Source organism: Streptococcus ferus DSM 20646 (assembly GCF_000372425.1).
GTDB classification, from domain to species: Bacteria; Bacillota; Bacilli; order Lactobacillales; family Streptococcaceae; genus Streptococcus; species Streptococcus ferus.
In genome coordinates, this window is sequence record NZ_AQVD01000001.1 from 125,209 (window position 1) to 149,964 (window position 24,756).

The 24,756-nt window shown below is 43.3% G+C and carries 24 protein-coding genes and 1 pseudogene; 22 read left to right on the top strand and 3 right to left on the bottom strand.

Going from position 1 to position 24,756, the window contains the following annotated elements:
* From icd to A3GY_RS0100660, 5 genes are all read left to right on the top strand, one after another.
* On the top strand, positions 1-1,191 hold the full coding sequence (icd, locus tag A3GY_RS0100640; RefSeq protein ID WP_018029456.1) for an NADP-dependent isocitrate dehydrogenase: 1,191 nt from the start codon (positions 1-3) through the stop codon (positions 1,189-1,191).
* A 173-nt stretch (positions 1,192-1,364) separates the two neighbouring features.
* A complete protein-coding gene (locus A3GY_RS0100645) occupies positions 1,365-1,628 on the top strand; it encodes a phosphocarrier protein HPr (RefSeq protein ID WP_003064009.1) in 264 nt (87 codons plus the stop codon).
* 2 nt (positions 1,629-1,630) lie between these two features.
* A complete protein-coding gene (gene ptsP / locus A3GY_RS0100650) occupies positions 1,631-3,358 on the top strand; it encodes a phosphoenolpyruvate--protein phosphotransferase (RefSeq protein ID WP_018029457.1) in 1,728 nt (575 codons plus the stop codon).
* 169 nt (positions 3,359-3,527) lie between these two features.
* Entirely contained in the window at positions 3,528-4,967 is a 1,440-nt protein-coding gene (locus tag A3GY_RS0100655) for an NADP-dependent glyceraldehyde-3-phosphate dehydrogenase (protein ID WP_018029458.1), read from the top strand.
* A 115-nt stretch (positions 4,968-5,082) separates the two neighbouring features.
* Complete coding sequence (locus A3GY_RS0100660; RefSeq protein WP_018029459.1) at positions 5,083-6,717, top strand: phosphoenolpyruvate carboxykinase (ATP); 1,635 nt, start codon at positions 5,083-5,085, stop codon at positions 6,715-6,717.
* Positions 6,718-6,751: 34 nt separating this feature from the next.
* Here A3GY_RS0100660 and A3GY_RS0100665 read toward each other — a convergent pair whose 3' ends face one another.
* Together A3GY_RS0100665 and A3GY_RS0100670 are read right to left on the bottom strand one after the other, a co-directional pair.
* Positions 6,752-7,840, bottom strand: coding sequence for a DEAD/DEAH box helicase (locus A3GY_RS0100665; protein WP_018029460.1), 1,089 nt, complete (start codon positions 7,838-7,840; stop codon positions 6,752-6,754).
* Positions 7,837-8,817: a Gfo/Idh/MocA family protein gene (locus A3GY_RS0100670; protein ID WP_018029461.1), complete on the bottom strand. Its 981-nt coding sequence runs from the start codon at positions 8,815-8,817 to the stop codon at positions 7,837-7,839. Before A3GY_RS0100670 ends, A3GY_RS0100665 begins: the two co-directional genes overlap by 4 nt.
* Positions 8,818-8,908: 91 nt before the next feature.
* On the opposite strand from A3GY_RS0100670, the gene udk reads away from it, so the two are divergent.
* The 16 genes and pseudogenes from udk to A3GY_RS0100750 all read left to right on the top strand — a co-directional run bounded on the left by udk (position 8,909) and on the right by A3GY_RS0100750 (position 22,253).
* Entirely contained in the window at positions 8,909-9,535 is a 627-nt protein-coding gene (gene udk, locus A3GY_RS0100675; protein ID WP_018029462.1) for a uridine kinase, read from the top strand.
* Between the two features lie 293 nt (positions 9,536-9,828).
* Positions 9,829-11,391 carry a 2-isopropylmalate synthase gene (locus A3GY_RS0100680; protein ID WP_018029463.1) on the top strand — a complete coding sequence of 521 codons (1,563 nt, stop codon included), beginning with the start codon at positions 9,829-9,831 and terminating at the stop codon, positions 11,389-11,391.
* 14 nt (positions 11,392-11,405) lie between these two features.
* Positions 11,406-12,443 carry a 3-isopropylmalate dehydrogenase gene (gene leuB, locus A3GY_RS0100685; RefSeq protein ID WP_018029464.1) on the top strand — a complete coding sequence of 346 codons (1,038 nt, stop codon included), beginning with the start codon at positions 11,406-11,408 and terminating at the stop codon, positions 12,441-12,443.
* Positions 12,430-12,714: a DUF1294 domain-containing protein gene (locus A3GY_RS0100690; RefSeq protein WP_018029465.1), complete on the top strand. Its 285-nt coding sequence runs from the start codon at positions 12,430-12,432 to the stop codon at positions 12,712-12,714. Before leuB ends, A3GY_RS0100690 begins: the two co-directional genes overlap by 14 nt.
* Entirely contained in the window at positions 12,711-14,096 is a 1,386-nt protein-coding gene (leuC, locus tag A3GY_RS0100695; protein WP_018029466.1) for a 3-isopropylmalate dehydratase large subunit, read from the top strand. The genes A3GY_RS0100690 and leuC overlap by 4 nt, the downstream gene beginning before the upstream one ends.
* An 11-nt stretch (positions 14,097-14,107) precedes the next feature.
* Positions 14,108-14,698 (top strand): 3-isopropylmalate dehydratase small subunit, encoded by a 591-nt coding sequence (gene leuD, locus A3GY_RS0100700; protein ID WP_018029467.1) that lies wholly within the window; start codon positions 14,108-14,110, stop codon positions 14,696-14,698.
* 55 nt (positions 14,699-14,753) lie between these two features.
* On the top strand, positions 14,754-15,320 hold the full coding sequence (locus A3GY_RS0100705) for a GrpB family protein (RefSeq protein WP_018029468.1): 567 nt from the start codon (positions 14,754-14,756) through the stop codon (positions 15,318-15,320).
* A 108-nt stretch (positions 15,321-15,428) separates the two neighbouring features.
* The gene (locus A3GY_RS0100710; RefSeq protein WP_231871634.1) at positions 15,429-15,947 is read left to right on the top strand and encodes a class I SAM-dependent methyltransferase; all 519 of its coding nucleotides are present in this window, start codon (positions 15,429-15,431) and stop codon (positions 15,945-15,947) included.
* 140 nt (positions 15,948-16,087) lie between these two features.
* On the top strand, positions 16,088-17,140 hold the full coding sequence (locus A3GY_RS0100715) for a bifunctional transcriptional activator/DNA repair enzyme AdaA (RefSeq protein WP_018029471.1): 1,053 nt from the start codon (positions 16,088-16,090) through the stop codon (positions 17,138-17,140).
* A 14-nt stretch (positions 17,141-17,154) separates the two neighbouring features.
* Positions 17,155-17,775 (top strand): annotated as a pseudogene (locus A3GY_RS10200) (Type 1 glutamine amidotransferase-like domain-containing protein).
* A 114-nt stretch (positions 17,776-17,889) separates the two neighbouring features.
* Positions 17,890-18,306: a helix-turn-helix domain-containing protein gene (locus tag A3GY_RS0100725; RefSeq protein WP_018029474.1), complete on the top strand. Its 417-nt coding sequence runs from the start codon at positions 17,890-17,892 to the stop codon at positions 18,304-18,306.
* 2 nt (positions 18,307-18,308) lie between these two features.
* A complete protein-coding gene (locus A3GY_RS0100730) occupies positions 18,309-19,031 on the top strand; it encodes an ABC transporter ATP-binding protein (RefSeq protein ID WP_018029475.1) in 723 nt (240 codons plus the stop codon).
* 2 nt (positions 19,032-19,033) lie between these two features.
* Complete coding sequence (locus A3GY_RS0100735) at positions 19,034-19,765, top strand: ABC transporter permease (protein WP_018029476.1); 732 nt, start codon at positions 19,034-19,036, stop codon at positions 19,763-19,765.
* Positions 19,766-19,847: 82 nt separating this feature from the next.
* Complete coding sequence (locus A3GY_RS0100740) at positions 19,848-20,345, top strand: GAF domain-containing protein (protein ID WP_018029477.1); 498 nt, start codon at positions 19,848-19,850, stop codon at positions 20,343-20,345.
* Complete coding sequence (dnaX, locus tag A3GY_RS0100745; RefSeq protein WP_018029478.1) at positions 20,345-22,012, top strand: DNA polymerase III subunit gamma/tau; 1,668 nt, start codon at positions 20,345-20,347, stop codon at positions 22,010-22,012. The genes A3GY_RS0100740 and dnaX overlap by 1 nt, the downstream gene beginning before the upstream one ends.
* A 46-nt stretch (positions 22,013-22,058) precedes the next feature.
* Entirely contained in the window at positions 22,059-22,253 is a 195-nt protein-coding gene (locus A3GY_RS0100750; protein ID WP_026161855.1) for a DUF3272 family protein, read from the top strand.
* On the opposite strand, the gene birA is transcribed toward A3GY_RS0100750, so the two are convergent.
* Positions 22,234-23,169, bottom strand: coding sequence for a bifunctional biotin--[acetyl-CoA-carboxylase] ligase/biotin operon repressor BirA (birA, locus tag A3GY_RS0100755; RefSeq protein ID WP_018029480.1), 936 nt, complete (start codon positions 23,167-23,169; stop codon positions 22,234-22,236). The genes A3GY_RS0100750 and birA overlap by 20 nt on opposite strands.
* Before the next feature lie 309 nt (positions 23,170-23,478).
* On the opposite strand from birA, the gene metK reads away from it, so the two are divergent.
* Positions 23,479-24,675, top strand: a complete 1,197-nt coding sequence (gene metK, locus A3GY_RS0100760; protein ID WP_018029481.1) for a methionine adenosyltransferase — start codon at positions 23,479-23,481, stop codon at positions 24,673-24,675.
* Positions 24,676-24,756: the final 81 nt, after the last annotated feature.

The following is a 24,756-nucleotide window of genomic DNA, read 5'->3' on the forward strand; positions in this document are numbered from 1 at the left end:
ATGGCTGAGCAAATTCGATTTAAATCAGGGACATTAAAGGTATCCGATAATCCCATTATTCCCTTCATAGAAGGTGACGGTGTGGGTCAGGATATCTGGAAGAGTGCCAGAATGATTTTTGACAAGGCGGTTGAGGTCGCTTATCAGGGGAAACGGCAAATCACCTGGCAAGAAGTTCTTGCAGGTAAGAAAGCCTTTGACGAGACGGGTGATTGGCTGCCGTCTGAGACAGTAAAGACGATTAAAGAAGCCTTGGTTGCCATTAAGGGGCCGTTGGAAACCCCTGTCGGAGATGGCATTAGATCCTTAAATGTGGCTCTTCGTCAAGACCTTGATCTTTTTGCGTGTGTTCGCCCCGTCCGCTATTTTCAAGGGGTTCCAAGTCCGTTGAAAAATCCTGAACGAACGGATATTACCATCTTTCGGGAAAATACTGAGGATATCTATGCGGGTATTGAATGGGAGAGCCAGACAGAAGCTGTTCATAAGGTGATTGCCTTTTTAGAAGAGGAGATGAAGGTAAGTAAGATCCGTTTCCCTGAAACATCTGCAATTGGCATTAAACCCATTTCCAAAGAAGGTTCAGAACGTCTGATCCGCTCCGCTATTGATTATGCTCTTAAAAATAAACGCAGCAGGGTCAGTCTGGTTCATAAAGGGAATATTCAAAAATTTACAGAAGGCGGTTTTCGTAAATGGGGTTACGAACTCGTGCAAAGAGAATATGCGCAGGAGTTGGCGGATGGCCGGCTTGTTGTGGATGACATTATCGCAGATAATTTTCTACAGCAGATTCTTCTCAACCCGGAGCGATTTGAAGTGGTTGCTTTAACCAATCTAAATGGAGATTACGCTAGCGATGCTTTGGCTGCGCAGGTCGGAGGGATTGGCATCTCTCCAGGAGCCAATATCAATTACCAGACGGGACATGCCATTTTTGAAGCCACCCACGGAACGGCACCGGACATTGCCGGACAAGATTTGGCAAATCCATGTTCTCTATTGCTGTCAGGTTGTATGCTGCTGAATTATTTGGGCTGGACAGAGGCTGCTGATTTAATTGAAGGGGCTATTGAAAAAGCGTTTGAAAATCAGAAAGTTACCGGAGATTTCGCCAAGCTAATGCCAGGAGTTGAGGGATTGAAAACCAGTCAGTTTTCACGAGCATTACTGGCTTATATAGAAGCGTAAAAATAAGATTGAAGCCAGAAACGATCGTGTATGAAAAAGATTTTGCAAGGTTTGAAAATTTCCATAAAATGACTTTTGTCCTTGAAAACCAAATAGCAATATGCTATAATCTAAAATTGTAAGGGTTATCATAGATGACCTAAAAAAACACAACTATAAAGGAGAACCATACTATGGCTTCAAAAGATTTTCACATTGTTGCAGAAACAGGAATTCACGCACGCCCAGCTACTTTACTTGTTCAAACAGCTAGTAAATTTGCTTCAGACATCACTTTAGACTACAAGGGTAAAGCAGTAAATCTTAAATCGATCATGGGTGTTATGAGCCTAGGTGTTGGTCAAGGTGCAGATGTTACCATTTCAGCAGAAGGTGCAGATGCTGATGATGCGCTTGCAGCTATCGAAGAAACAATGACAAAAGAAGGATTGGCTTAAATATGACAGAAATGCTTAAAGGAATTGCGGCATCTGATGGTGTTGCTGTTGCAAAAGCATATCTACTAGTCCAACCGGATTTGTCATTTGAAACTGTTTCAGTTACAGATACAAATGCAGAAGAAGCTCGTTTGGATGCAGCTCTAGAAGCTTCACAAAACGAGCTTTCTCTTATCCGTGAAAAGGCAGTAGGTACGTTAGGAGAGGAAGCAGCAGCCGTATTTGATGCTCACTTAATGGTTCTCGCTGACCCGGAAATGATTGGTCAGATTAAAGAAACGATTCGTGCCAAACAAGTAAATGCCGAATCTGGTCTCAAAGAAGTCACAGATATGTTTGTGACCCTCTTTGAAAATATGGAAGATAACCCATATATGCAAGAGCGGGCAGCAGATATCCGCGATGTGGCTAAACGTGTTTTGGCTAACCTGCTTGGTGTTAAATTACCAAACCCAGCTGCCATTGATGAAGAGTCTATTGTAGTGGCTCATGATTTGACCCCTTCTGATACAGCTCAGTTGGACAAGAACTTTGTCAAAGCTTTTGTAACCAATATCGGAGGGCGTACCAGCCACTCTGCTATCATGGCTCGTACACTTGAAATTGCAGCCGTTTTGGGAACTAATAATATTACCGAATTAGTTAAAGACGGAGACATTTTAGCGGTCAATGGTATCACAGGAGATGTTATCATTAACCCGTCAGAGCAAGAAATTGCAGACTTTAAGGCTGCCGGTCAGGCTTATGCAAAGCAAAAAGCGGAATGGGCTCTCTTGAAAGACGCTAAAACCGTTACAGCAGATGGAAAACATTTTGAATTGGCGGCTAATATCGGAACACCCAAAGATGTTGAAGGTGTTAACGATAATGGTGCCGAAGCGGTTGGCCTTTATCGGACAGAATTCCTCTATATGGATTCTCAAGATTTCCCAACAGAAGATGAGCAGTATGAAGCTTACAAAGCTGTTCTTGAAGGGATGAACGGCAAACCAGTTGTGGTTCGGACAATGGATATCGGCGGTGATAAGGAACTTCCTTACTTCGACCTTCCAAAAGAAATGAATCCTTTCCTTGGTTTCCGTGCCCTGCGTATCTCCATTTCAGAGACAGGAGATGCTATGTTCCGCACTCAGATTCGTGCGCTTCTCCGTGCGTCTGTTCATGGTCAGTTACGCATCATGTTCCCTATGGTTGCGCTTGTGCATGAATTCCGTAAGGCTAAGGCTGTCTTTGATGAAGAAAAAGCTAAGCTTAAGGCAGAAGGAATTGCCGTGGCTGACGATATTCAGGTTGGGATTATGATTGAGATCCCAGCGGCTGCCATGTTAGCAGATCAGTTTGCTAAGGAAGTTGATTTCTTCTCTATCGGAACCAACGACCTCATTCAGTACACAATGGCCGCAGACCGCATGAACGAACAAGTCTCTTATTTGTATCAACCATACAATCCATCTATCCTACGCTTGATTAATAACGTTATCAAGGCAGCGCATGCTGAAGGTAAATGGGCAGGTATGTGTGGTGAAATGGCAGGTGATCAGCAGGCCGTTCCTCTTCTTGTTGGTCTTGGCTTGGATGAGTTCTCAATGTCAGCAACATCTGTTCTTCGAACACGCAGTCTGATGAAAACACTTGATACGGCTAAGATGCAAGAGTACGCTAATCGTGCGATTACGGAGTGTGCAACGGCTGAAGAAGTTCTTGAATTGCAAAAAGAATATCTTGACTAATCAGATTTAATAGAATAAAAAGCAGGGCAGGAGCTCTGCTTTTCTAATAACTGCTGAAACTCATAATAGTTTTAATTTTCAAATAATTCAAAAAGATTTCGTGTCAAAGTCTTGAAAAAATAACACAAAATGTTAGAATGGTACTAGTATATTAAAAAGGAGAACTAGTTTGGCAAAACAATATAAAAACTATGTCAATGGTGAGTGGAAGAGCTCGCAAACTGAAATCAAGATCTATACTCCGGCTACAGGTGACTTGCTAGGTTCCGTTCCTGCAATGACTCAGGCCGAGGTTGATCAGGTCTACGCAGCAGCAAAAGAAGCTCAGCCAGCTTGGCGTGCTCTGTCTTATTTGGAACGTGCTGCTATTTTGCACCTTGTTGCAGACATCTTAGAACGTGATGCTGAGAAGATTGGGACCGTTCTGTCCAAGGAAGTGGCCAAAGGGCACAAAGCTGCTGTTAGTGAAGTGGTACGTACAGCTGAGATTATTAATTACGCAGCAGAAGAAGGGCTTCGTCTAGAGGGTGAAGTGTTGGAAGGAGGCTCTTTTGAGGCTGCCAGCAAGAAGAAAATTGCAGTCGTTCGCCGTGAGCCAGTTGGCTTGGTGCTAGCTATTTCACCATTTAACTACCCTGTAAACTTGGCCGCTTCTAAGATTGCACCTGCTTTAATCGCTGGGAATGTTGTTGCTTTCAAACCACCGACACAAGGTTCCATCTCAGGTATTCTCTTGGCGCAAGCTTTCGCAGAAGCTCTGGAAGAAGCTGGTGCTCCAAACGGCGTGTTTAACACCATCACTGGTCGTGGATCTGTCATTGGTGACTATATCGTTGAGCACCCAGCCGTTAACTTTATCAACTTTACAGGGTCAACACCAATTGGTGAGGGCATTGGTAAATTGGCAGGTATGCGTCCAATCATGCTTGAATTAGGTGGTAAGGATTCGGCTATCGTCCTTGAAGATGCGGATCTTAAAAAGGCTGCCAAGGATATCGTTGGCGGAGCTCTCAGCTATTCAGGTCAGCGTTGTACCGCTGTTAAGCGTGTTTTGGTGCTAGATTCCGTTGCAGATGAGCTAACTGCGCTTATTCAAGCCGAAGTTGCAGGATTGTCTGTTGGGATGCCTGAAGACGACGCTTTCATTACTCCAGTTATTGACACAGCTTCTGCTGACTTTATCGAAGGTCTTGTGAAAGATGCGGTCGATAAGGGAGCTAAGGAAGTGAATGCCTATAAGCGTGAAAACAATTTAATCTGGCCGACTGTTCTGGCAGATGTCACAACGGATATGCGCGTGGCTTGGGAAGAACCATTTGGCCCTGTTCTGCCAATCATCCGAGTTGCTTCTGTTGAAGAAGCCATTAAGATTTCCAATGAATCGGAATATGGTTTGCAGGCAGCTGTCTTTACCAATGATTTCCCGCTTGCCTTCAATATTGCTGAGCAGCTTGAGGTCGGTACTGTCCATATCAATAATAAGACACAGCGTGGAACAGATAACTTCCCATTCTTGGGAGCTAAAAAATCTGGTGCCGGTGTCCAAGGGGTTAAATACTCTATCGAAGCGATGACAACCGTTAAATCAGTTGTGTTTGATATTAAATAAAAAGCTTAGGAGATTATCTCCCAAAGCCAATAAGCGTAAAGGAAATTTGAAAGAGTGGACTTTACGCTTTTAACATAGTCTCTTGCACTAATAGAAGGAAATAAAGGGGAAAGGCATGACATCTATTCAGAGGTTTCAAAAAACAGCCATTAAGAAAGATAATTCAGAATTTTCAAGATTGAAGGTTACCCTTGAGACGGCATTTTATGGCAACAATGTCCACGAGGTGGCTTCTTTGAAAGAAGCTTATGCTTTAGCTAAGGAAGCACCCAATACTATTATTCTGGCTCAAGAGGTCGCTCATGCTGAGGCGTTGGGGCTTGAAAGTTCATCTAAGGTCTTACTTGAAAATAGCGGCGCTATTGTGGGCCGAACCGCTAAAGCCAGACGTCTGTTTGGAGAAGATGCTGCAGAGGACACAGTCCTTATTCCCCTTGTTCGCGAAGCCGTTTATCAGGCTGGGTTTTCCCCTTTTCTAAGTGCCAAAGCAGTGGTAGGCCTGGACGAAGAGTTCATGATTGAAGCGCATATCATGATGCCAAAAGAAGAGAGCAATAACCTATATTCCTGGCTTCTTAATTTTCAAATGTTAAATCAAGATTATAAAGAAAGGTTTAAACATTCTAAGAGTTATCAGGAAAATGACATTTATATTTTCTTTGATCCTCGCTGGTCTCATCCCGATTATCCTGATGGCTTAGCCTATTTTGATGCAGCACATAATGTGGCTGCCATTTTGGGAATGAGGTATTTCGGTGAAATCAAGAAAGGAACCTTGACGCTCGCCTGGGCAGCTGCGGCTAGGAGTGGCTATGCCGCGTGTCACGGCGGACTGAAGTCCTTTAAAAAAGAAAATCCTTTTGTTGCCTCCTTTTTTGGTTTATCAGGTTCTGGGAAGTCAACTTTGACGCATGCTAAGCATGATGGTAAGTATGATATTAAGGTCTTGCATGATGATGCTTTTATTATCTCCATGTCAACAGGCTCATCTATCGCTCTGGAACCAGCCTATTTTGATAAAACGAGCGACTATCCAGCTGGTCATCCAGAGCAGGATTATTTTGTCACAGTTCAAAATTGTGGAGTGACACTGGATGAAGAAGGTCGACGTGTCCTTGTCACAGAAGATATTCGTAACGGTAATGGACGAACCATCAAATCACGCTATGCAACACCTAATCGGGTCGATAAGATTGATGAACCCATTACTGCTATTTTTTGGATTATGAAAGACGACTCTCTCCCTCCAATAATGAAAATCAATCATCCTCTTTTAGCAACGATTTTTGGTTGTACTCTAATGACAAAACGCTCCAATGCAGAAAATGTTAAAGGAAATATGGGTGAGCTGGTTATTGAACCTTATGCTAATCCGTTCAGAGTTTATCCGTTGATTGAAGATTTTCATAAATTTTTTAAATTATTTGATACCGGTGTTGATTGCTACATTATCAATACAGGTAAATATATTGCTAAAGATATCAGTAAAGAGGTCACTCTAGCCTGTATTGAAAAAATTGTTGATAACGAGGCTCGATTCGAGGAATTTCCCTTGCTTGAATCTTGCCAGTATCTCCCTTTTAAAGGCTTTCGTGTTCCTGAGGATGATCCAGATTACCGTATTTTGTTTAAGGAGCGTTTAGACTTTCGTCTGAGTTATCTTCTTGATTTCAACAACAGAAGTACGCAGGAAGAAGCTATTCCAAAAACGGTCATTAGCTATTTGAAATCTCTAGTTTCTTCTATCTGAATTGAACAGCAAAAAGACAGGCCTTGGCCTGTCTTTAATGTGATAAGAGACGCAGTTCTTGATTTTTCAGGACAGCTTCCTGAACGGGAACCAGTTTTTTGAGTTTTTTAAGTTCCTCCTTATGGGTGACCAAGGTCAAGACCTGACCGCTTTTGCCCATTCTTCCGGTCCGCCCTGCGCGGTGAATGTAGGTATCTTTATCTCTGGGAACATCAAAGTTAATGACAAGGTCTAAGTTTTCGATGTCAATACCTCTGCCGACCAAGTCAGTCGCCAGCAAAAGAGAAATCTCATGCTTTTTAAATTTCTCAAGAATCGCTTTACGAAATTTGCTGTTCACATCACTTGCTAGTGAAACAGCAGAGGTGCCATGAAATTGGAGCCGTTCCTCAGCCGCTCCCAAATCAGACAAGCTGTTAAAGAAAACCAAGGCTCTGACATCAGGGATATTGGACAGCTTCCTTAGTATGTCTAGGCGGTCGCGCTTATCCAAAGCAAGATAGTAATGCTGAACAGTCTCCTTAGCTTGCTGTGATAGATCTAGAGTAATGGTATCTGGCGCCAGTGTTTCAGGGGCAACGGTTTTGGTTGCGCTCATATAAATCATCTGGTGGTCTTTTGGAACACGATTAATAATATGGGTAACAAACTGATATTGAGAGTCACTGAGCAGGTCGTCGAATTCGTCCAAAATAATGGTGTTGACAGCCATCATCTTGATCTTTTTGAGCTTAATCAACTCAAAAACCCGTCCCGGTGTTCCAATGAGGATTTCAGGTCCTTTTTTGAGCCGCTCAATTTGGCGTTTCTGGCTGGAGCCAGATAAGAAGAGCTGGGCTGTTAAGCCTAAGGGCTCAGCCCAAGTTTTGGTCACTTCAAAGATTTGACCGGCCAGTTCGGTATTCGGGGCTAGAATGAGAAGCTGCTGAGCTTTTTTAGGGCTTAGGTTTAAAAGGCTGGGCCAGAGATAGGCCAAGGTTTTACCGCTACCCGTAGGACTGATTCCTAGGAGATTGCTTTTGCTTTGAATTAGTTCAAAGGCCTGCTCCTGGATAGGAGTCAGCTCTTCAAACTGGTATTGCTTCAGCATGTCCTGCCAAACTTGTGGGAGTTTTGTTTTCATTTTTGGTCCGCCTCGAAAATAATACCTGCGCTCTGACGCATTTGATAGAGAACCTGATTGACAGCAAGTGCAGCGTTCAAATAGGTATGGTAAGCTGTTAAGTCCTTGTTCTCTATGGCAGAAGCAAAGGCAAGGACTTCATCCAGCATGAGATGCTGAGGAGCATTGATGGTTAGTTTTTCTTTGCTGCCGTCGTGTTTTTGGAAAACGGCAGAAGAAATGCCTTGGATATGATTAAGATGCAGTGTTCCTTGACTGGTATAGATTTCAGCATGGTCTAAGACATCATAATTTTTTCCAGTTCGGATAGACACATGGAAGTCAGGGTAAATGAGGTTACCATTACCGTTTAAATCAACTGTATTTTTCAGCTGGGTAGCGGTATAATTGGCGTCCTTGGGCTGACCGAAAAGACGGATAGCTGCGTAAACAGGATAGATTCCCAAGTCAGACAGGGATCCGCCGGAGAATTTTGCTGAGAAAACGTTAGGATTTTTGCCCCCCAGCAAATCTTTCATCTTGGAGGAATATTTGGCATAGGAGAAGTCAGCCCCTAAAATGGTCTGGTCAGCTAAAAAGGCTTCAATAGTCTTAAAGGCTTTTTCATGGTAGTTGCGAGCTGCCTCAAAGAAGAACACATGGTTCTCAACAGCTAAATCAATGATGGTTCTGAGCTCTCTAGGATTGGAAAAAGCGGGTTTTTCAACAATAACATGTTTTTGGGCTGTAATCGCTTGTTTGGCCTGTTCAAAATGAATGGCATTTGGGCTGGCAATGTAGACGACATCGAAATCTGCCTTCCAAAACTGTTCAAGATTATCAAACACCTCAAGTGGTTCATAGGTCTTGGCAAACGCACGGGCGGTCTCTAATTTACGGGAATAAACGGCAGTTAACTGGTAAGCCTTTGACAGCTGACAGGCTTCAATGAATTGGTGCGAAATATTTCCAGTTCCGATAATTGCGAGTTTTAGCATAAAAGCACCCCATTTCTCCTTTATTTATATTTCATTATAACATGATTTAGTGTAAAATAGATAAGGATATAATGACGCTGTGGAGGATAGAATGCGCAATAAACCAATTATTATCGGTGTGACAGGTGGATCAGGCGGTGGAAAAACGAGTGTGTCCAGAGCTATTTTGGCTCACTTTCCTGATGCTAAGATTGCCATGATTGAGCATGATTCCTATTATAAGGATCAAAGTCACCTAACCTTTGAAGAACGGGTCACTACTAATTACGACCATCCGCTGGCCTTTGATACAGATCTTATGATTGATCATTTGAAAGAACTGATAGCCGGCCGGCCGGTAGATATTCCTATTTATGACTATACGCAACATACCCGTAGCGACAAATCTTATCGGCAGGAGCCTCAAGAGGTTTTTATTGTTGAAGGTATTTTAGTTCTGGAAGATAAGCGTCTTCGTGAGCTGATGGACATCAAGCTCTTCGTTGATACGGACGATGATATTCGTATTATTCGGAGGATCAAGCGTGATATGGAAGAGCGGGGTCGCAGCCTAGACAGTATTATTGAACAGTATACGACTGTGGTAAAACCCATGTATCATCAATTTATTGAACCCAGCAAGCGTTATGCTGATATCGTAATTCCCGAAGGGGTTTCCAATCTAGTTGCCATTGATCTCATCAATACCAAGATTGCCAGTATTATTGAAAGCAAATAGATATAGTGATTATTGTTGAGGTGATTTGCCCCAAGTTATTTTGATTGTTTGATTTTTCAGAAAATTTTCGTTATTAGAGTTGACAAGTTTTCTAAAAAAGGGTATTATTGTAACAACATACATCTTAGAAGGAAAAAGTCAAATGATTATCAAAATGACATCAGTTTTGTTGTTGAGGTACGAGGGCTAGTGCAGAAGCATTAGTCCTGTTTGGCTTACCAAGCGGGAAGATAAGACATCTCGCTTGGATTCCTGAGTGAGATGTTTTTTTAATTTTAGAAGGTGGTAATCTTATGCGTAAAGTTGAATTTCTTGACACGACGCTTCGTGACGGTGAGCAAACACCGGGTGTTAATTTTTCCATTAAAGAAAAATTGGCGATTGCGAAGCAATTAGAAAAGTGGGGGATTTCCTCTATTGAAGCAGGCTTTCCGGCAGCCAGTCCAGATTCTTTTGAAGCAGTTAAACAAATTGCTGCAGCCATGACTAAGACGGCTGTTTCTGGTTTGGCTAGATCGGTTAAGTCGGATATTGATGCCTGCTATGAGGCGCTGAAGGATGCCAAGTTTCCTCAATGCCATGTCTTTATTGCGACAAGTCCGATTCACCGTGAATTTAAACTCAAGAAATCCAAAGAAGAGATTCTGGCGGCGATTGCAGAGCATGTGGCTTATGCGCGTTCTAAATTTGATGTCGTTGAGTTTTCCCCTGAGGATGCGACACGGACAGAACTGGATTTTCTCTTAGAAGTGGTTCAGACGGCTGTCAATGCAGGGGCAACTTACATTAATATTCCTGATACTGTCGGCTTTACAACGCCGGAGGAATTTGGTTATATTTTCAAATACCTGATTGAAAATGTTGTTTCCGACCATGAGATTATCTTCAGTCCACATTGCCATGATGATTTGGGAATGGCAACTGCCAACACCTTAGCAGCTGTTAAAAATGGCGCTGGTCGTGTCGAAGGAACCTTGAATGGTATCGGTGAGCGTGCCGGTAATGTTGCCCTTGAAGAAGTGGCAGTGGCCCTTAATATTCGTGAAGACTACTATCAGGCAACAAGCGACATTGTTCTTAATGAGACTGTTAATACCTCTGAACTGATTTCGCGCTACTCAGGTATTCCGATTCCTAAGAACAAGGCCGTGGTTGGCGGCAATGCCTTTTCACATGAGTCAGGCATTCATCAGGACGGTGTCCTCAAAAATCCACTGACTTATGAAATCATTACGCCGGAGCTGGTTGGTGTGAAGAAAAATTCTCTGCCACTTGGCAAACTTTCTGGCCGCCATGCCTTTGTTGAAAAACTAAAAGAACTAGCACTTGATTTTGAAGACTCTGAAGTCGCCACCCTATTTGCCAAATTCAAATCATTGGCTGATAAAAAACATGATATTACAGATGCAGATATTGTCGCTCTGATTGCGGGAACAGATATTGAAAACCCTGAAGGGTTCCACTTTGGCGATTTGAAATTGACGTCTAATCCGGATGATACGGTGACAGCCCAAGTCACCATGTCCAATACTGAGGATGAAACCGTTGATGTGATTGCCAATGGTAAGGGATCTGTTGAAGCGATTTACAATGCGATTGACAAATTCTTTAACCAGACGGTCAAATTAGAGAGTTATACCATGGATGCCGTAACGGATGGCATCGATGCCCAGGCTCGGGTAACGGTTTCGATAGAAAATGTTGATACCGGTACGATCTTTAATGCTTCGGGGATTGATTTTGATGTTTTGAAGGCGGGGGCTATTGCTTATGTTAATGCCAATGTCTTTGTTCAGAAAGAAAACGCTGGTGAAATTGGGAAGCCCCTGTCTTTCCGTGATTTACCCAATACTTAAGAATGAGGAATACAATGACAAAAACAATTGTGACTTTGGCCGGTGATGGGATAGGACCGGAAATTATGACTGCCGGTCTGGACGTTTTACAGGCTGTTGCGGCAAAAATAGGATTTGATTATCAAATTGATGCCAAGCCTTTTGGAGGAGCGGGTATTGATGAAAAGGGCCATCCGCTGCCAGAAGAGACTTTAAGCGCTGCAAAAGAAGCAGATGCCATCTTGCTGGCTGCTATTGGAGGTCCTAAATACGATACGGCGCCAGTTCGGCCGGAACAGGGGCTCCTTGCTATTCGTAAGGCACTCAATCTTTTTGCCAATATCCGTCCGGTTAAGATTTTTGAAGCACTGAAACATTTATCGCCCCTAAAAGCAGAGAAAATTGCCGGTGTTGATTTTGTTGTCGTGCGTGAATTGACAGGAGGGATCTACTTTGGAGAACATACTCTGAACAGAGATTCCGCCCGTGATGTCAATGATTATACAGCTGATGAAATTCGCCGTATCATGAGAAGAGCTTTTCAGACGGCACAGAACCGCCGCAAGCTAGTCACTAGTATTGATAAGCAAAATGTACTGGCAACTTCAAAACTTTGGCGAAAAGTAGCAGATGAGGTAGCAGAAGAATTTCCAGATGTGACCTTGGAGCACCAGCTGGTTGATTCGGCTGCTATGATTATGATTACCAATCCAGCTCGTTTTGATGTTTTGGTCACCGAAAACCTTTTCGGAGATATTTTGTCCGATGAGGCCAGTGTCCTTCCGGGGACGCTTGGCGTGATGCCTTCTGCCAGTCATTCTGAAGATGGCCCCAGCCTTTATGAGCCTATCCATGGCTCGGCTCCTGATATTGCAGGGCAGGGTATTGCCAATCCGGTGAGTATGATTCTTTCGGTCGCGATGATGCTGCGGGAAAGTTTTGACGAAACAGCTGGTGCTGATATGATTGAAACAGCTGTTGATAAGACCTTTGAACAGGGAATTTTTACGCGTGATTTAGGCGGCTCAGCTACGACAAGAGAAATGACAGAGGCTATTATTGCGAATTTATAATATCAGCTATATCTTATTAGGCTTTTTGCTTTTGTGGAATTTATTGGTCTACTTAATCTATTATTTAGACAAGCAGAAGGCACAAAAAGGTCTTTGGCGGGTTTCTGAACAAACCTTGCTGCTGATGAGTTTATGCGGTGGCGGTTTAGGTGCTTTGATATCGGCACAGCAATTTCGTCATAAGACTAGAAAATGGTATTTTAAACTGGTATGGCTAGTCGGCATTCTTGTTGACGGAGCCATTCTTTACATGATTTGGAGGCTTAGATGAGCGGTAAATCTATTTTTGACAAACTTTGGGATCGCCATGTCATAACTGGCAAAGAAGGTGAGCCCCAGCTACTTTATATTGATCAGCATTACATTCATGAGGTAACCAGTCCTCAGGCATTCCAAGGACTGCGTGATGCTGGCAGGAAGGTCAGACGGCCGGATTTGACTTTTGGAACAACGGATCACAATGTACCCACAGTTGATATTTTTAATATCCGAGATTTGATTTCTAAAAATCAGATCGATACCTTGGCTCGTAATGTTGAGGAATTTGGAATTGATGCGGCAACGCATGGAACAGAGCGTCAGGGGATTGTTCACATGGTCGGACCTGAAACAGGTCGCAGTCAGCCAGGTAAAACGGTGGTTTGCGGTGACAGCCATACGGCAACGCACGGAGCCTTCGGAGCGATTGCTTTTGGAATTGGGACATCTGAGGTGGAGCATGTCTTTGCCACCCAGACGCTCTGGCAGGTTAAGCCTAAGAAGATGAAGGTTGAATTTGTCGGTATCCCGCAAAAAGGGGTTTATTCCAAAGATTTTATTTTGGCTCTGATTTCACGTTACGGTGTTGATGCCGGTGTCGGCTATGCGGTTGAATTTACAGGTGAGGCTATTGATGCCTTGACAATGGATGAGCGGATGACGATCTGCAATATGTCCATTGAATTTGGGGCTAAAATTGGTCTGATGAATCCAGACCAAAAAACCTTTGACTATGTTAAGGGACGTCCAGAAGCGCCTAAAGATTTTGAAGCGGCAGTCGCAGACTGGAAAACATTGGTTTCAGATCCGGATGCCGTCTATGACCGAGTGATTACCATTGATGTGTCTAAACTGGCGCCGATGGTAACCTGGGGAACAAATCCTGAAATGGGGGTTGAGTTTGATCAACCATTCCCAGAAATTAAGGATATGAACGATGATCGTGCCTACAAATATATGGATGTTAAACCAGGTCAGCTGGCTGAAGAGATTGATTTAGGCTATATTTTTATCGGTTCTTGTACCAATGCCCGACTTTCAGATTTGGAATTAGCGGCCAAGTTTGTGAAAGGGAAAAAAATTGCACCCAATTTAACGGCTATCGTTGTTCCTGGCAGCCGTCCTGTTAAGAAGGAAGCTGAACGCATGGGGTTGGATCAAATTTTCCTAGACGCAGGTTTTGAATGGCGTGATCCGGGCTGCTCTATGTGCCTGGGGATGAACCCTGACCATGTTCCAGAAGGGGTACACTGTGCGTCAACGTCTAACCGTAACTTTGAAGGCCGTCAAGGTTATGGAGCCAGAACTCACCTTTGCAGCCCAGCTATGGCAGCAGCCGCTGCAATCGCTGGAAAATTTGTTGATGTTCGTCAGCTTGAAGAAGTTCAAGGATAAGGGAGGATAAGATGGAAAAATTTACCGTTTATACAGGGAAGTCTGTCCCTTTGATGAATGACAATATTGATACCGACCAGCTCATTCCTAAACAATTCCTAAAAGCCATCGATAAGAAGGGTTTTGGGAAGAATTTACTTTTTGAGTGGCGTTACCTCAATGATGATTATGATGAAAATCCAGACTTTATCTTCAATAAACCAGAGTATCGGAATGCAACCATTCTGATTTCGGGGGATAATTTCGGCTCAGGCTCGTCACGTGAGCACGCAGCCTGGGCTCTGGAAGATTATGGCTTCCGCTGTGTGATTGCAGGCTCTTTTTCAGACATTCATTACAACAATGAACTGAAAAATGGCATGCTTCCAATTGTTCAGCCACTTGATGTGCGTGAAAAATTAGCATCCTTGCCAGCCGGTGAAGAAATTACTATTGATTTGCCCAATCAGCTGATTAAGTCGTCTGTGGGGGAATTCCCTTTTGATATTGACCATGAGTGGAAGCGTAAACTGGTCGAAGGGCTTGATGATATTGGCATTACGCTTCAATACGAAGGACTAATTGCGGCCTACGAAAAGCAACGCCCGGCTTACTGGCAGTAACAGTCAAAACCACTTTTTAAGTGGTTTTTTGCTATAAATGAGATAGGGGAAACGTATGACAAAATCGTTATCAGATATGACTTTGGAAGAACTCTGGCACTTGTTTCCAATCTTTCTTGTGCCGCCTAAGGAAGAATGGGAGGAGTGGTATCAAGAAGAAGAGCAGGCTCTCTTGCGGCTGTTTTCCAAGGGGGAAATCAGCAGCATTTCGCATATCGGCAGCACAGCTATTCCCGATATCTGGGCTAAAAATATTGTGGACATCCTCTTGGAAGTTCCCAAAACAGCAGATGTCCAATCTGTCAAAAAGCAGTTGCTAAATGCTGGCTATTTGCTGATGTTTGAAGAGGAAGATCGTATGTCCTTCAATAAAGGTTATACAGAAGCTGGTTTTGCCAAGAAAGTTTTTCATCTTCACTTACGTTATCAGGGTGACCATGATGAACTTTATTTTAGAGATTATTTAAGAGAACATCCGGAAGTTGCCAAAGACTATGAAGGGTTGAAACTTGCCTTATGGAAAGCATACGAGCATAACCGTGATGCTTATACAGATGCTAAGACGGATTTCATTAAGAAATACACGCAACAAGCTAAGAAAGACTATAAGGGGAGGTATTGATGATAAGCGTCCTTGCTGTTTTTTGTCGTTTTAGCAGTATCCTTTTACATCTTGCTCAAGTATCTCGTCAGCCAATCGAAACACCCATCAGGATTCATTGGCAGGAGCATGATGAAAATTTGGAATAAGGCCTACTTACCGATGGCACAGTGGGCTTTGTCTGTGCTTCCTCAAAAATCTTATGGGCATATCTTGGATATTGGGGTCGGCAATGGGGCATCAACAGCCTACCTTCACCGACTTTTTCCCCAGAGTCAGATCAAGGGCATAGACATTTCTGCGGAGGCTATTTCCCAAGCCCAGCAAGGTTATCAGCTAGAAGGAGTGACTTTTGATGTCATGGACGTCAGTCAGCTGTCTTATCCTGATAGCCGTTTTGAGCTTGTCTGCGCCTTTCAGACGCATTTTCATTGGCCGGATTTACAGCAGGCTCTATCTGAAATCAAGCGCGTGCTGGCAGATGATGGGCGGTTCATCATTGCTTGCGAGCAAAGTAAAGTGACTTATTATTTACCCGATTTGAAAGACAATAAAGAGTTTGCTAACTATTTGGATAAAATGGGCTTGCGCTTGCTAGATTGCCAAAAGCAGGCAGCTTGGCTTTGTTATGTGATTGCAAAACAGTAGGTACTAACTTAAACATTTTCTGTTAGAAGATGAAGATCTGTTCTTTGTTTTTAACCTTTTAAATTACTTGTTCATTTTTCGGAAGTCATTCACTTTGGTTTAGGGTATAATAATAAAAATTGATGAATGAGGAGACTGTAATGATAGAAAATGAACAGCTAAAAGAGCGTTATTACCAAGCTTTGCTGGAACGAGATGCGCAGTTTGACGGGATTTTCTTTGCGGCCATTAAGTCGACGGGGATTTTTTGTCACGCGACCTGCCGGGCCAGAAAGCCTAAGTTTGAAAACTGTGATTTTTACGAAAGGGCAGAAGAAGCGCTTCTGGCTGGTTATCGACCATGCAAAATCTGTCAGCCCCTGTCATATCCACATCAACTTCCTGAAGAAGTCAGAATGCTCATAACAACTGTAGAAGCTAATCCTGAGAAGCGGTGGAGGGAAGAAGATTTCAAGAGGTTAGGTCTTCATTCGGCAACTGCTAGGCGACAATTCAAAGAAGTCTACGATATGACCTTTGTTCAGTACGCGCGTGCCCGTCGGATGGGTCTGGCTTTTAAGAATATCAAGGACGGACAGACAGTCATTGATCAGCAGCTGGCTATGGGCTATCAATCGTCTAGCGGTTTCAATGACGCCTTCAGCCGTATTATGGGAAATCCAGTCAAAAAAACGACTATTAAAGTGCTGACGGCTGCTTTTATCGCGACACCAATTGGACGAATGCTGGCTCTGGCGGATGAGGAGTATCTCTATCTTTTGGAATTTGAAAATCGACGAGGACTGGAAAGAGAAATAGAGCGGCTGCGCAGCAGACTGAATGCAAGAATTATCCATGGAACCAATACTCTTTTACAGCAATTGGAGAAAGAGCTAGCTGCCTATTTCTCTGGAACCTTTGCAGGTTTTACCGTTCCTCTGTATTTGAGTGGATCAGCCTTTCAGCAAGCAGTTTGGAAACTGCTTCAGAAAATTCCACTTGGAGAAACGGCTACCTATAAAGATTTGGCTCTAAAGCTAGGTGATAGCAACAAGGTCAGAGCTGTCGGCAATGCTAACGGAGCCAATCAGATTGCTATTTTGATACCTTGCCACCGTGTTATTGCCAGTGACGGCAGTTTGGGCGGTTATGGCGGCGGAAAAGAGCGCAAAAAATATCTGTTGGAGTTAGAGAAAAAAATTAAAAAAACATGACTGGGAGAAAATTCATGAAAACATTATTCTTATGTTCTTATTTTGCAGAAGTGCGGCCTTTATTTGAGAAATTCGCAGAACAATATGAGTTGGAAAAGAAAGTCCTTTTCATTCCCACAGCTGGAGATATCGAAGAGTACAGGGACTATATTGATGAAGGCAGGGCTATTTTTGCAGATTTGCAATTTGATGTTGACTTGGTGGATATAGCAGCAGCGACAGAGACGGTGGTGCGGGAAAAGCTAGCACAAGCGTCTTGTCTCTACATTTCAGGCGGCAATACTTTTTATCTTTTATAGGAATTAAAGCGAAAAAATTTACTGCCTTTGATCCGCGAACGCATCAATCAAGGAATGGTTTATGTCGGTGAATCAGCTGGTGCCATCATTGCTTCCAATGATATTTCTTACAGCCAAATCATGGATGATAAGAGTCTAGCATCAGATCTGACAGATTATGCTGCCTTAGGTCTAGTTGATTTTTCTGTTTTGCCGCATTGGGGTGAGTTTCCTTTTGAAGAAATCACCGAGCAGACAGCAGGAACTTATGGCAAGCAGTTAAATCTCATCAAGCTTGACAACAAACAAGCTGTTCTGACGACTAGGGATAAGTCTATTGTCGTGAGCAGTCCGTAGATTTGGATCGTTTTCGCCACAATGTTTAACCAAAAATAGATAAACTGCCACCTATTCTTTCTTGAAAAGAGGATTTGTTCAGTTATAATGAAGTCAAGAGGAGGTAGGAAAAGTATGATTAGTGAGACGATTAGCTTTTTAAGAAAGAAACACGGTTTGTCTCAAGAAATGTTGGCGGAAAAAATTGGTGTGTCTCGCCAGACGTTGAGTAAGTGGGAAACCGGCGAAAGCAATCCGGATATTATTCACTCAAGTCGTTTAGCAGAGGCTTTTGAAATCACACTTGATGAATTGGTCTACTCTGGACGGGAGGTCCTCCATAGTGCAACTAAGGATGGCAAGTTTATGTTTGGGCCAGTTACTGTCGGGGAAAAGGGTCAGATTGTTATCCCTGTCAAAGCTCGACGTATTTTCCATATCGAAAAGGGAGATGAGTTACTTGTACTAGGCGATATTAATCAGGGGCTTGCCCTTGTTGATGCTAGATTTTTCATGGAGGCGCATAATCATTTAAAAAAAGGGGGAGATTAGCTATGGATGCCATCAGGATAGAGGGATTAACCAAAAAGTACAAAGGTATCGTTGCTGTCGACCATCTTGATTTAAAAATTGAAGAAGGGAAGCTTTTTGCCTTATTAGGAATTAATGGGGCTGGAAAGACGACGCTTATCAAAATGCTAGCTTGTCTGACGCAGCCAAACAGTGGTGATGCTTTTTTACACAACAAGAGTATTATGAGTAATCGGCAAGAAGTGAAAGACCTCATTAGTATTTCCCCACAAGAAACAGCCATTGCTCCCAACTTGAGCGTTAGAGAAAACCTAGATTTGATGTGTGGCATTAATCGTTTTTCCAAACAGAAAACCGGTCAAAAAATAAAAGAGACGGTGAGTCAGTTTGCGCTAGCTCCTGTTCTTGATAAACGAGCAGGTAAACTCTCTGGAGGATGGCGTCGCCGACTCAGTATTGCCATGGCTTTGATTAGTGAACCTAAGATTTTATTTCTGGATGAGCCGACTCTTGGTTTGGATGTTGTGGCACGAAGTGAGTTGTGGGATACGATAAAAAATTTGAAAAATAAGATGACTATTATCTTGACCACGCATTATATGGAGGAAGCAGAAGCTCTGTCAGATCAAGTAGGAATCATGAAAGCGGGTAAACTCCTTGCCCTTGGCAGTGTTCATGATCTGAAAGTTTTGGCAAATACAACTGATTTTGAACAAGCTTTTATCACGATTGTAAAAGGAGGCTGATCATGAGATTATTTGCTTTTTCAAAACGTACGGCCCAAGAAATCTTGCGAGATCCTATCAATTTAGCTTTTGGTGTAGGTTTCCCGGTGGTATTGATTTTTCTCCTCAATGCGATCCAGGCAAACATCCCGGTTTCTTTATTTCAATTAAACAGCTTCATTCCTGGGATTGCCGTGTTTGGATTGACCTTTATGACCGTTTTTTCGGCGACACTTATTGCCAAGGATAGAGAATCATCATTTCTGCAACGCCTTTATACAAGTCCTATGACGGCTATGGACTTTATCTTGGGCTATGCTTTTCCAATTCTGCCTATTGCTTTAACACAGACACTGATTTGTTATCTGGTGGCCATCCCGCTGGGCCTGTCTTTTAACCTTAAAACGGTTTACGCGATTCTTTGTATCCTTCCGATTTCCCTCTTTTTTATCGCTGTGGGTCTTCTTTGCGGAAGTGTTCTTAGTGTCAAACAGGTAGGAGGGATATGTGGTGCTTTGCTGACCAATCTGGCTGGCTGGTTATCAGGGATTTGGTTTGATCTTGATTTGATTGGGGGTCTCTTTAAGAAGGTCGCCTATGCCTTGCCTTTTGTCCACGCGGTCAACTTGGAGAGAATGGCCTTGAATGGCTTTACTAAGGATAGCTTTTCCAGTTTGCTGTGGCTTTTGGGCTATACTCTTTTGACGATGTTTCTGGCGACATATTTCTTTTTGAGGCAAATGAAAAATAATTAATGGTAAATATTGTGTTAAAAGGCTGCTAGATTTAAGTTTTAAAAATTCACCTCTCAGAGGTGAATTTTGTTATAATAGACTCATGACGAATTCAGAAAAAATGTCTCAATACGAACTCTTGTTAGCTCAGTTAGACGCCTTACTGACTGATGAGACCAATCCTGTCGCTAATCTGGCAAATGCCAGTGCTCTTTTGAAGATGGCTCTGCCTCGCTCTGTTTTTGCAGGTTTTTATCTGTTTGATGGTCGTGAATTGATCTTGGGTCCTTTTCAGGGGGCGGTGTCTTGTGTGCATATTGCTCTTGGCAAAGGGGTCTGCGGTGAATCCGCCCAGAAGCGTCAAACGCTGATTGTGGAGGATGTGACCAAGCATGCCAACTACATTTCCTGCGATTCTGCGGCTAAATCAGAAATCGTGGTGCCTATGGTTGTAGACGGCCAGCTAGTGGGAGTTCTGGATTTGGACTCTTCGGAGCTTGCAGATTACGATGCCATTGATCAAACTTATTTGGAACGATTTGTAGCACTTTTGCTTGAAAAAACGGATTGGAATTTTAACATGTTTGGAGTAAAAAACTGATGTATCAAGCCCTTTATCGAAAATACAGAAGCCAGACTTTTGATGAAATGGTTGGGCAAGAAGTTGTTGCGACCACGTTAAAACAGGCCGTTGCCTCAGGAAAAATCAGTCACGCCTACCTATTTTCAGGACCGCGAGGAACAGGGAAAACCAGTGCGGCCAAGATTTTTGCCAAGGCTATGAACTGTCCCAATCAAAAAGATGGAGAACCATGCAATCATTGTGATATTTGTCAGGATATTACCAATGGCAGTCTTGAAGATGTGATTGAAATTGATGCCGCCTCCAACAACGGTGTGGATGAAATCCGCGACATTCGTGATAAATCAACCTATGCTCCCAGTCGAGCGACCCATAAGGTCTACATCATTGACGAAGTGCATATGCTCTCAACAGGTGCTTTTAATGCCCTTTTGAAAACCTTGGAAGAGCCTACTGAGAATGTTGTTTTTGTTTTGGCAACTACAGAACTACATAAGATTCCAGCCACCATTTTATCCCGTGTACAGCGTTTTGAGTTCAAGGCCATTAAGGAAGCTGATATTAACAGACATTTAGCAGCCGTTTTGGAAAAGGAAGGACTCGCTTTTGATACAGATGCCTTGAGACTGATTGCCAGACGGGCAGAAGGCGGCATGCGCGATGCCTTGTCTATTTTGGACCAGGCACTCAGCTTAACCAGTGATGGTCATCTTTCTCTTGCGATTGCCGAAGAAATTACAGGGAGTATCAGTTTAGAGGCTCTTGATGAATATGTTGCTGCCCTCAGAGAGAAGGATGTCAATCAGGCATTGGCTAAGCTGGAACTGATTTTTGAAAATGGTAAAAGCATGAGCCGATTTGCGACGGACTTATTGAATTATCTGAGAGACATTCTCCTTGTTCAGGCAGGCGGTGATAGCGGTCATCAAAGTGATCTCTTCACGGCAAACTTGTCTCTGTCGCAAGGTCATCTTTTTGCTATGATTGATCTTATTACAGACAGTCTGCCAGAAATTAAAACCGGTACTCAGCCTAAGATTTACGCAGAAATGATGACAATCCGGCTGTCACAGTTAGAAGGTCCAAAAGAGCCTGCTCTTCCAGCCAATCTTGAGCAAGACCTCCAGTCTTTGAAAGAGGAAGTTCACCAGCTTAAACAAGCCATCAAGGCACTAAACGAAGGGGAAAAACCAGCAGTTGCCCTTGTTACCAAAACCAAACAGGTTTCCAGTCAGCGTTATCAGGTTGACCGTGACAAAGTGATCACCATTATGCAGGAGACCGTCGTCAATAGCCAGCAGTCGCGAGAATATCTGGATGCTCTCAAAGGTTCTTGGAATGAGATTCTGGAGCGGTTAACACCTCAGGACAGGGCGCTTTTGCTGGGTTCAGAACCTGTTTTGGCCAACAGCGAGAATGCCATTTTAGCCTTTGATGCTGCTTTCAATGCTCAGCAGGCTATGAAGCGTCAGGACCTCAACACCATATTTGGAAATATCATGAGCCAGACCTCAGGATTTTCACCGAATATCATGGCGATTCCCAGAGAAGACTTTAATGCCATCCGCAGTGAATTTGCCAAGTCTTTGAAATCAGAAACGCCAGCAGAAGAAGCACCGGCAGAAGAGCTGATACCGGAGGAATTTGATTTCTTGGCTGAAAAAATTACCATTGAGGAAAATTAAAAAGAAAATTCATCGCAGAATTTTCTTTTTTTGGTACAATAGTTCTATGATAAAACGAGATTTTCTAATCATGGTTTTGATTACCGTGTTTGAAACTATTTTGCTAAATAATGCAATCCTAGACGGTGACTTCTTTCTGGCCGGTTTTTGGGGCTTTCTGCTGCTGAGAAATTTAAGGAAGGTTTATCTCATCAGTAAATTTACCAAAGATGTCCTAGCCTCTACCAAGAAGAAAGACTGATTTCTCCGCTGTTGAGCACTTTTTCTAAGCCGCTGTCAAGCCTAACCACAAGCTGGCCAGTGTCGGTAATGTCAGTCGCCATTCCTTGATAGTGCTTTCCATTTTCGTCAAAGGTCACTTGTCTGTTTAGGACAAGTGATTTTTCTTTGTAGACCTTCACCAAATCTGCAACAGGCGTTCCCAGAAAAATGTTCCAAATCTCAGCAATGAGCTGATTTCGGCTAATGTCTGGCTGGCTTGTGAATAAGCTGATGGCCTTGTCTGCTAAGGCGTCTGGAAAGTCGGTAACATAAAAGTTAAGACCAACACCAATAATGACATCCGTCACCAAACCAGTCTCAATAGATGTCACGGCTTCGGTCAAGATACCAGCTAGTTTTTTTTGATGAAGATAGATGTCATTGACCCACTTAATCTCAGTATTGATAGCCGTTAGGCGGGAAATCGCCTTGACAATACTGGAAGCAGCCATCAGCGTATAGGGAGGAAGTTCTGCGTAAGGTCGGTTTGGCTTCAGGTGGAGAGACATGTAGATACCACCGTTTTCAGGTGTGAAAAAGTCTCTGCTGAAGCGTCCCTTTGCGGTTTCTTGCTTAGGCGCTAAGTATAGGCTCGGCGCAGTATGTCCCTTATCAATCCCCTCTTTGGCATCAAGCTGGGTAGAAATAGACTTGTCATTGTGAAAGACCTCTAAGCCAGTCTCTGCCTTAATATTGTCAGGGATGAGGAGGTCACCTTCAAGAAGACGATAGCCTCTGTTTTTGACAGAGTTAATCCTCAAACCTTTAGCTTCTAATGTCTGAATAGCTTTCCAAACAGAAGTCCGTGAGAGACCTAACTTCTGTGCTAATTCTTCGCCGTTTAAAAAGTCCTTGCTTTGAGCAAGCGCCTGGTATATTTTTTCGTAAGTTTTCATCTTGTTTACCTTTACCATTATTGTAACATAAATCCTAAAAAGCTATCTTTATTTGGAGTATCAGTCAGACTGATGACCGGCTATTCTAAATTCTAATAGAAATTTTGGTGATTCTTCCCAATTTATCGTGAAAACATGATATACTAAAACAGTTAATGAGTCCCGAAAAGGTGACTGAAAGAAGGTCTAGACCGATGATTTTAGTCAGTTCTTTGTAACTTTTTAACCTAGAACAGTCAACTGACAGCTGTTTGTCTTTCCAAACGGCTGCTTGTTGGCAAACGATTTTCTTAAAAGGGGGACATTTTTATGTCAGAACGTAAACTTTTCACGTCTGAGTCGGTTTCGGAGGGACATCCGGATAAGATTGCAGACCAGATTTCCGATGCGATTTTGGATGCCATTTTGGCTCAGGATCCAGATGCTCATGTGGCAGCTGAAACGGCTGTTTACACTGGAAGCGTCCATGTTTTTGGGGAAATTTCGACCACGGCTTATGTGGATATTAACCGAATTGTGCGTGATACCATTGCTGAGATTGGCTATACTAAGGGCGAATACGGTTTTGCAGCAGAATCTGTCGGAGTTCATCCGTCACTGGTTGAGCAGTCACCAGATATTGCTCAGGGGGTCAATGAAGCCTTGGAAGTGCGTGAGGATGCCAATCAAGATCCGCTGGATTTGATTGGTGCAGGTGATCAGGGGCTCATGTTTGGTTTTGCGGTAGATGAAACGCCTGAACTCATGCCGCTGCCCATCTCACTTTCTCATAAGCTGGTGAAAAAATTGGCGGATTTGCGCAAATCAGGTGCCATTTCCTACCTGCGTCCAGACGCCAAGTCACAGGTGACCGTCGAGTACGATGAGAATGGAAGACCAGCTCGAGTGGATACGGTTGTCATTTCGACCCAGCATGATCCAGATGTGACCAATGAGCAAATTCATCAAGATGTGATAGAAAAAGTCGTCAAAGCAGTTATTCCTGCGGAATATCTGGACGAAAAAACCAAGTATTTCATCAATCCGACCGGTCGCTTTGTCATCGGTGGCCCGCAGGGAGATTCCGGCTTGACAGGCCGTAAGATTATCGTTGATACCTATGGCGGTTATGCCCGTCATGGTGGCGGTGCCTTCTCTGGTAAGGATGCGACCAAGGTAGACCGCTCCGCCTCCTATGCAGCCCGCTATATCGCTAAAAATATCGTGGCAGCAGGTCTAGCCAGCAAGGCAGAGGTGCAGTTGGCCTACGCCATCGGAGTGGCCCGTCCTGTATCGGTACGGGTGGATACCTTTGGTACCAATACAGTCTCCGAAGGCAAGATTGAAGCAGCTGTCCGTCAGATTTTTGACCTCCGGCCAGCAGGCATTATCCAAATGTTGGACCTCAATCGGCCGATTTACAAACAAACCGCAGCCTATGGCCACATGGGCCGGACCGATATTGATCTGCCTTGGGAAAAATTGGATAAGGTAGAGGATTTAAAAGCTATTGTCAGTAAAAAGTAGGGAAACCTACTTTTTTTCATGAATGGTAGATTGTTTTATAGCCCAGAATATCATAAAATAAGAGTAGCGATAACAATGAGG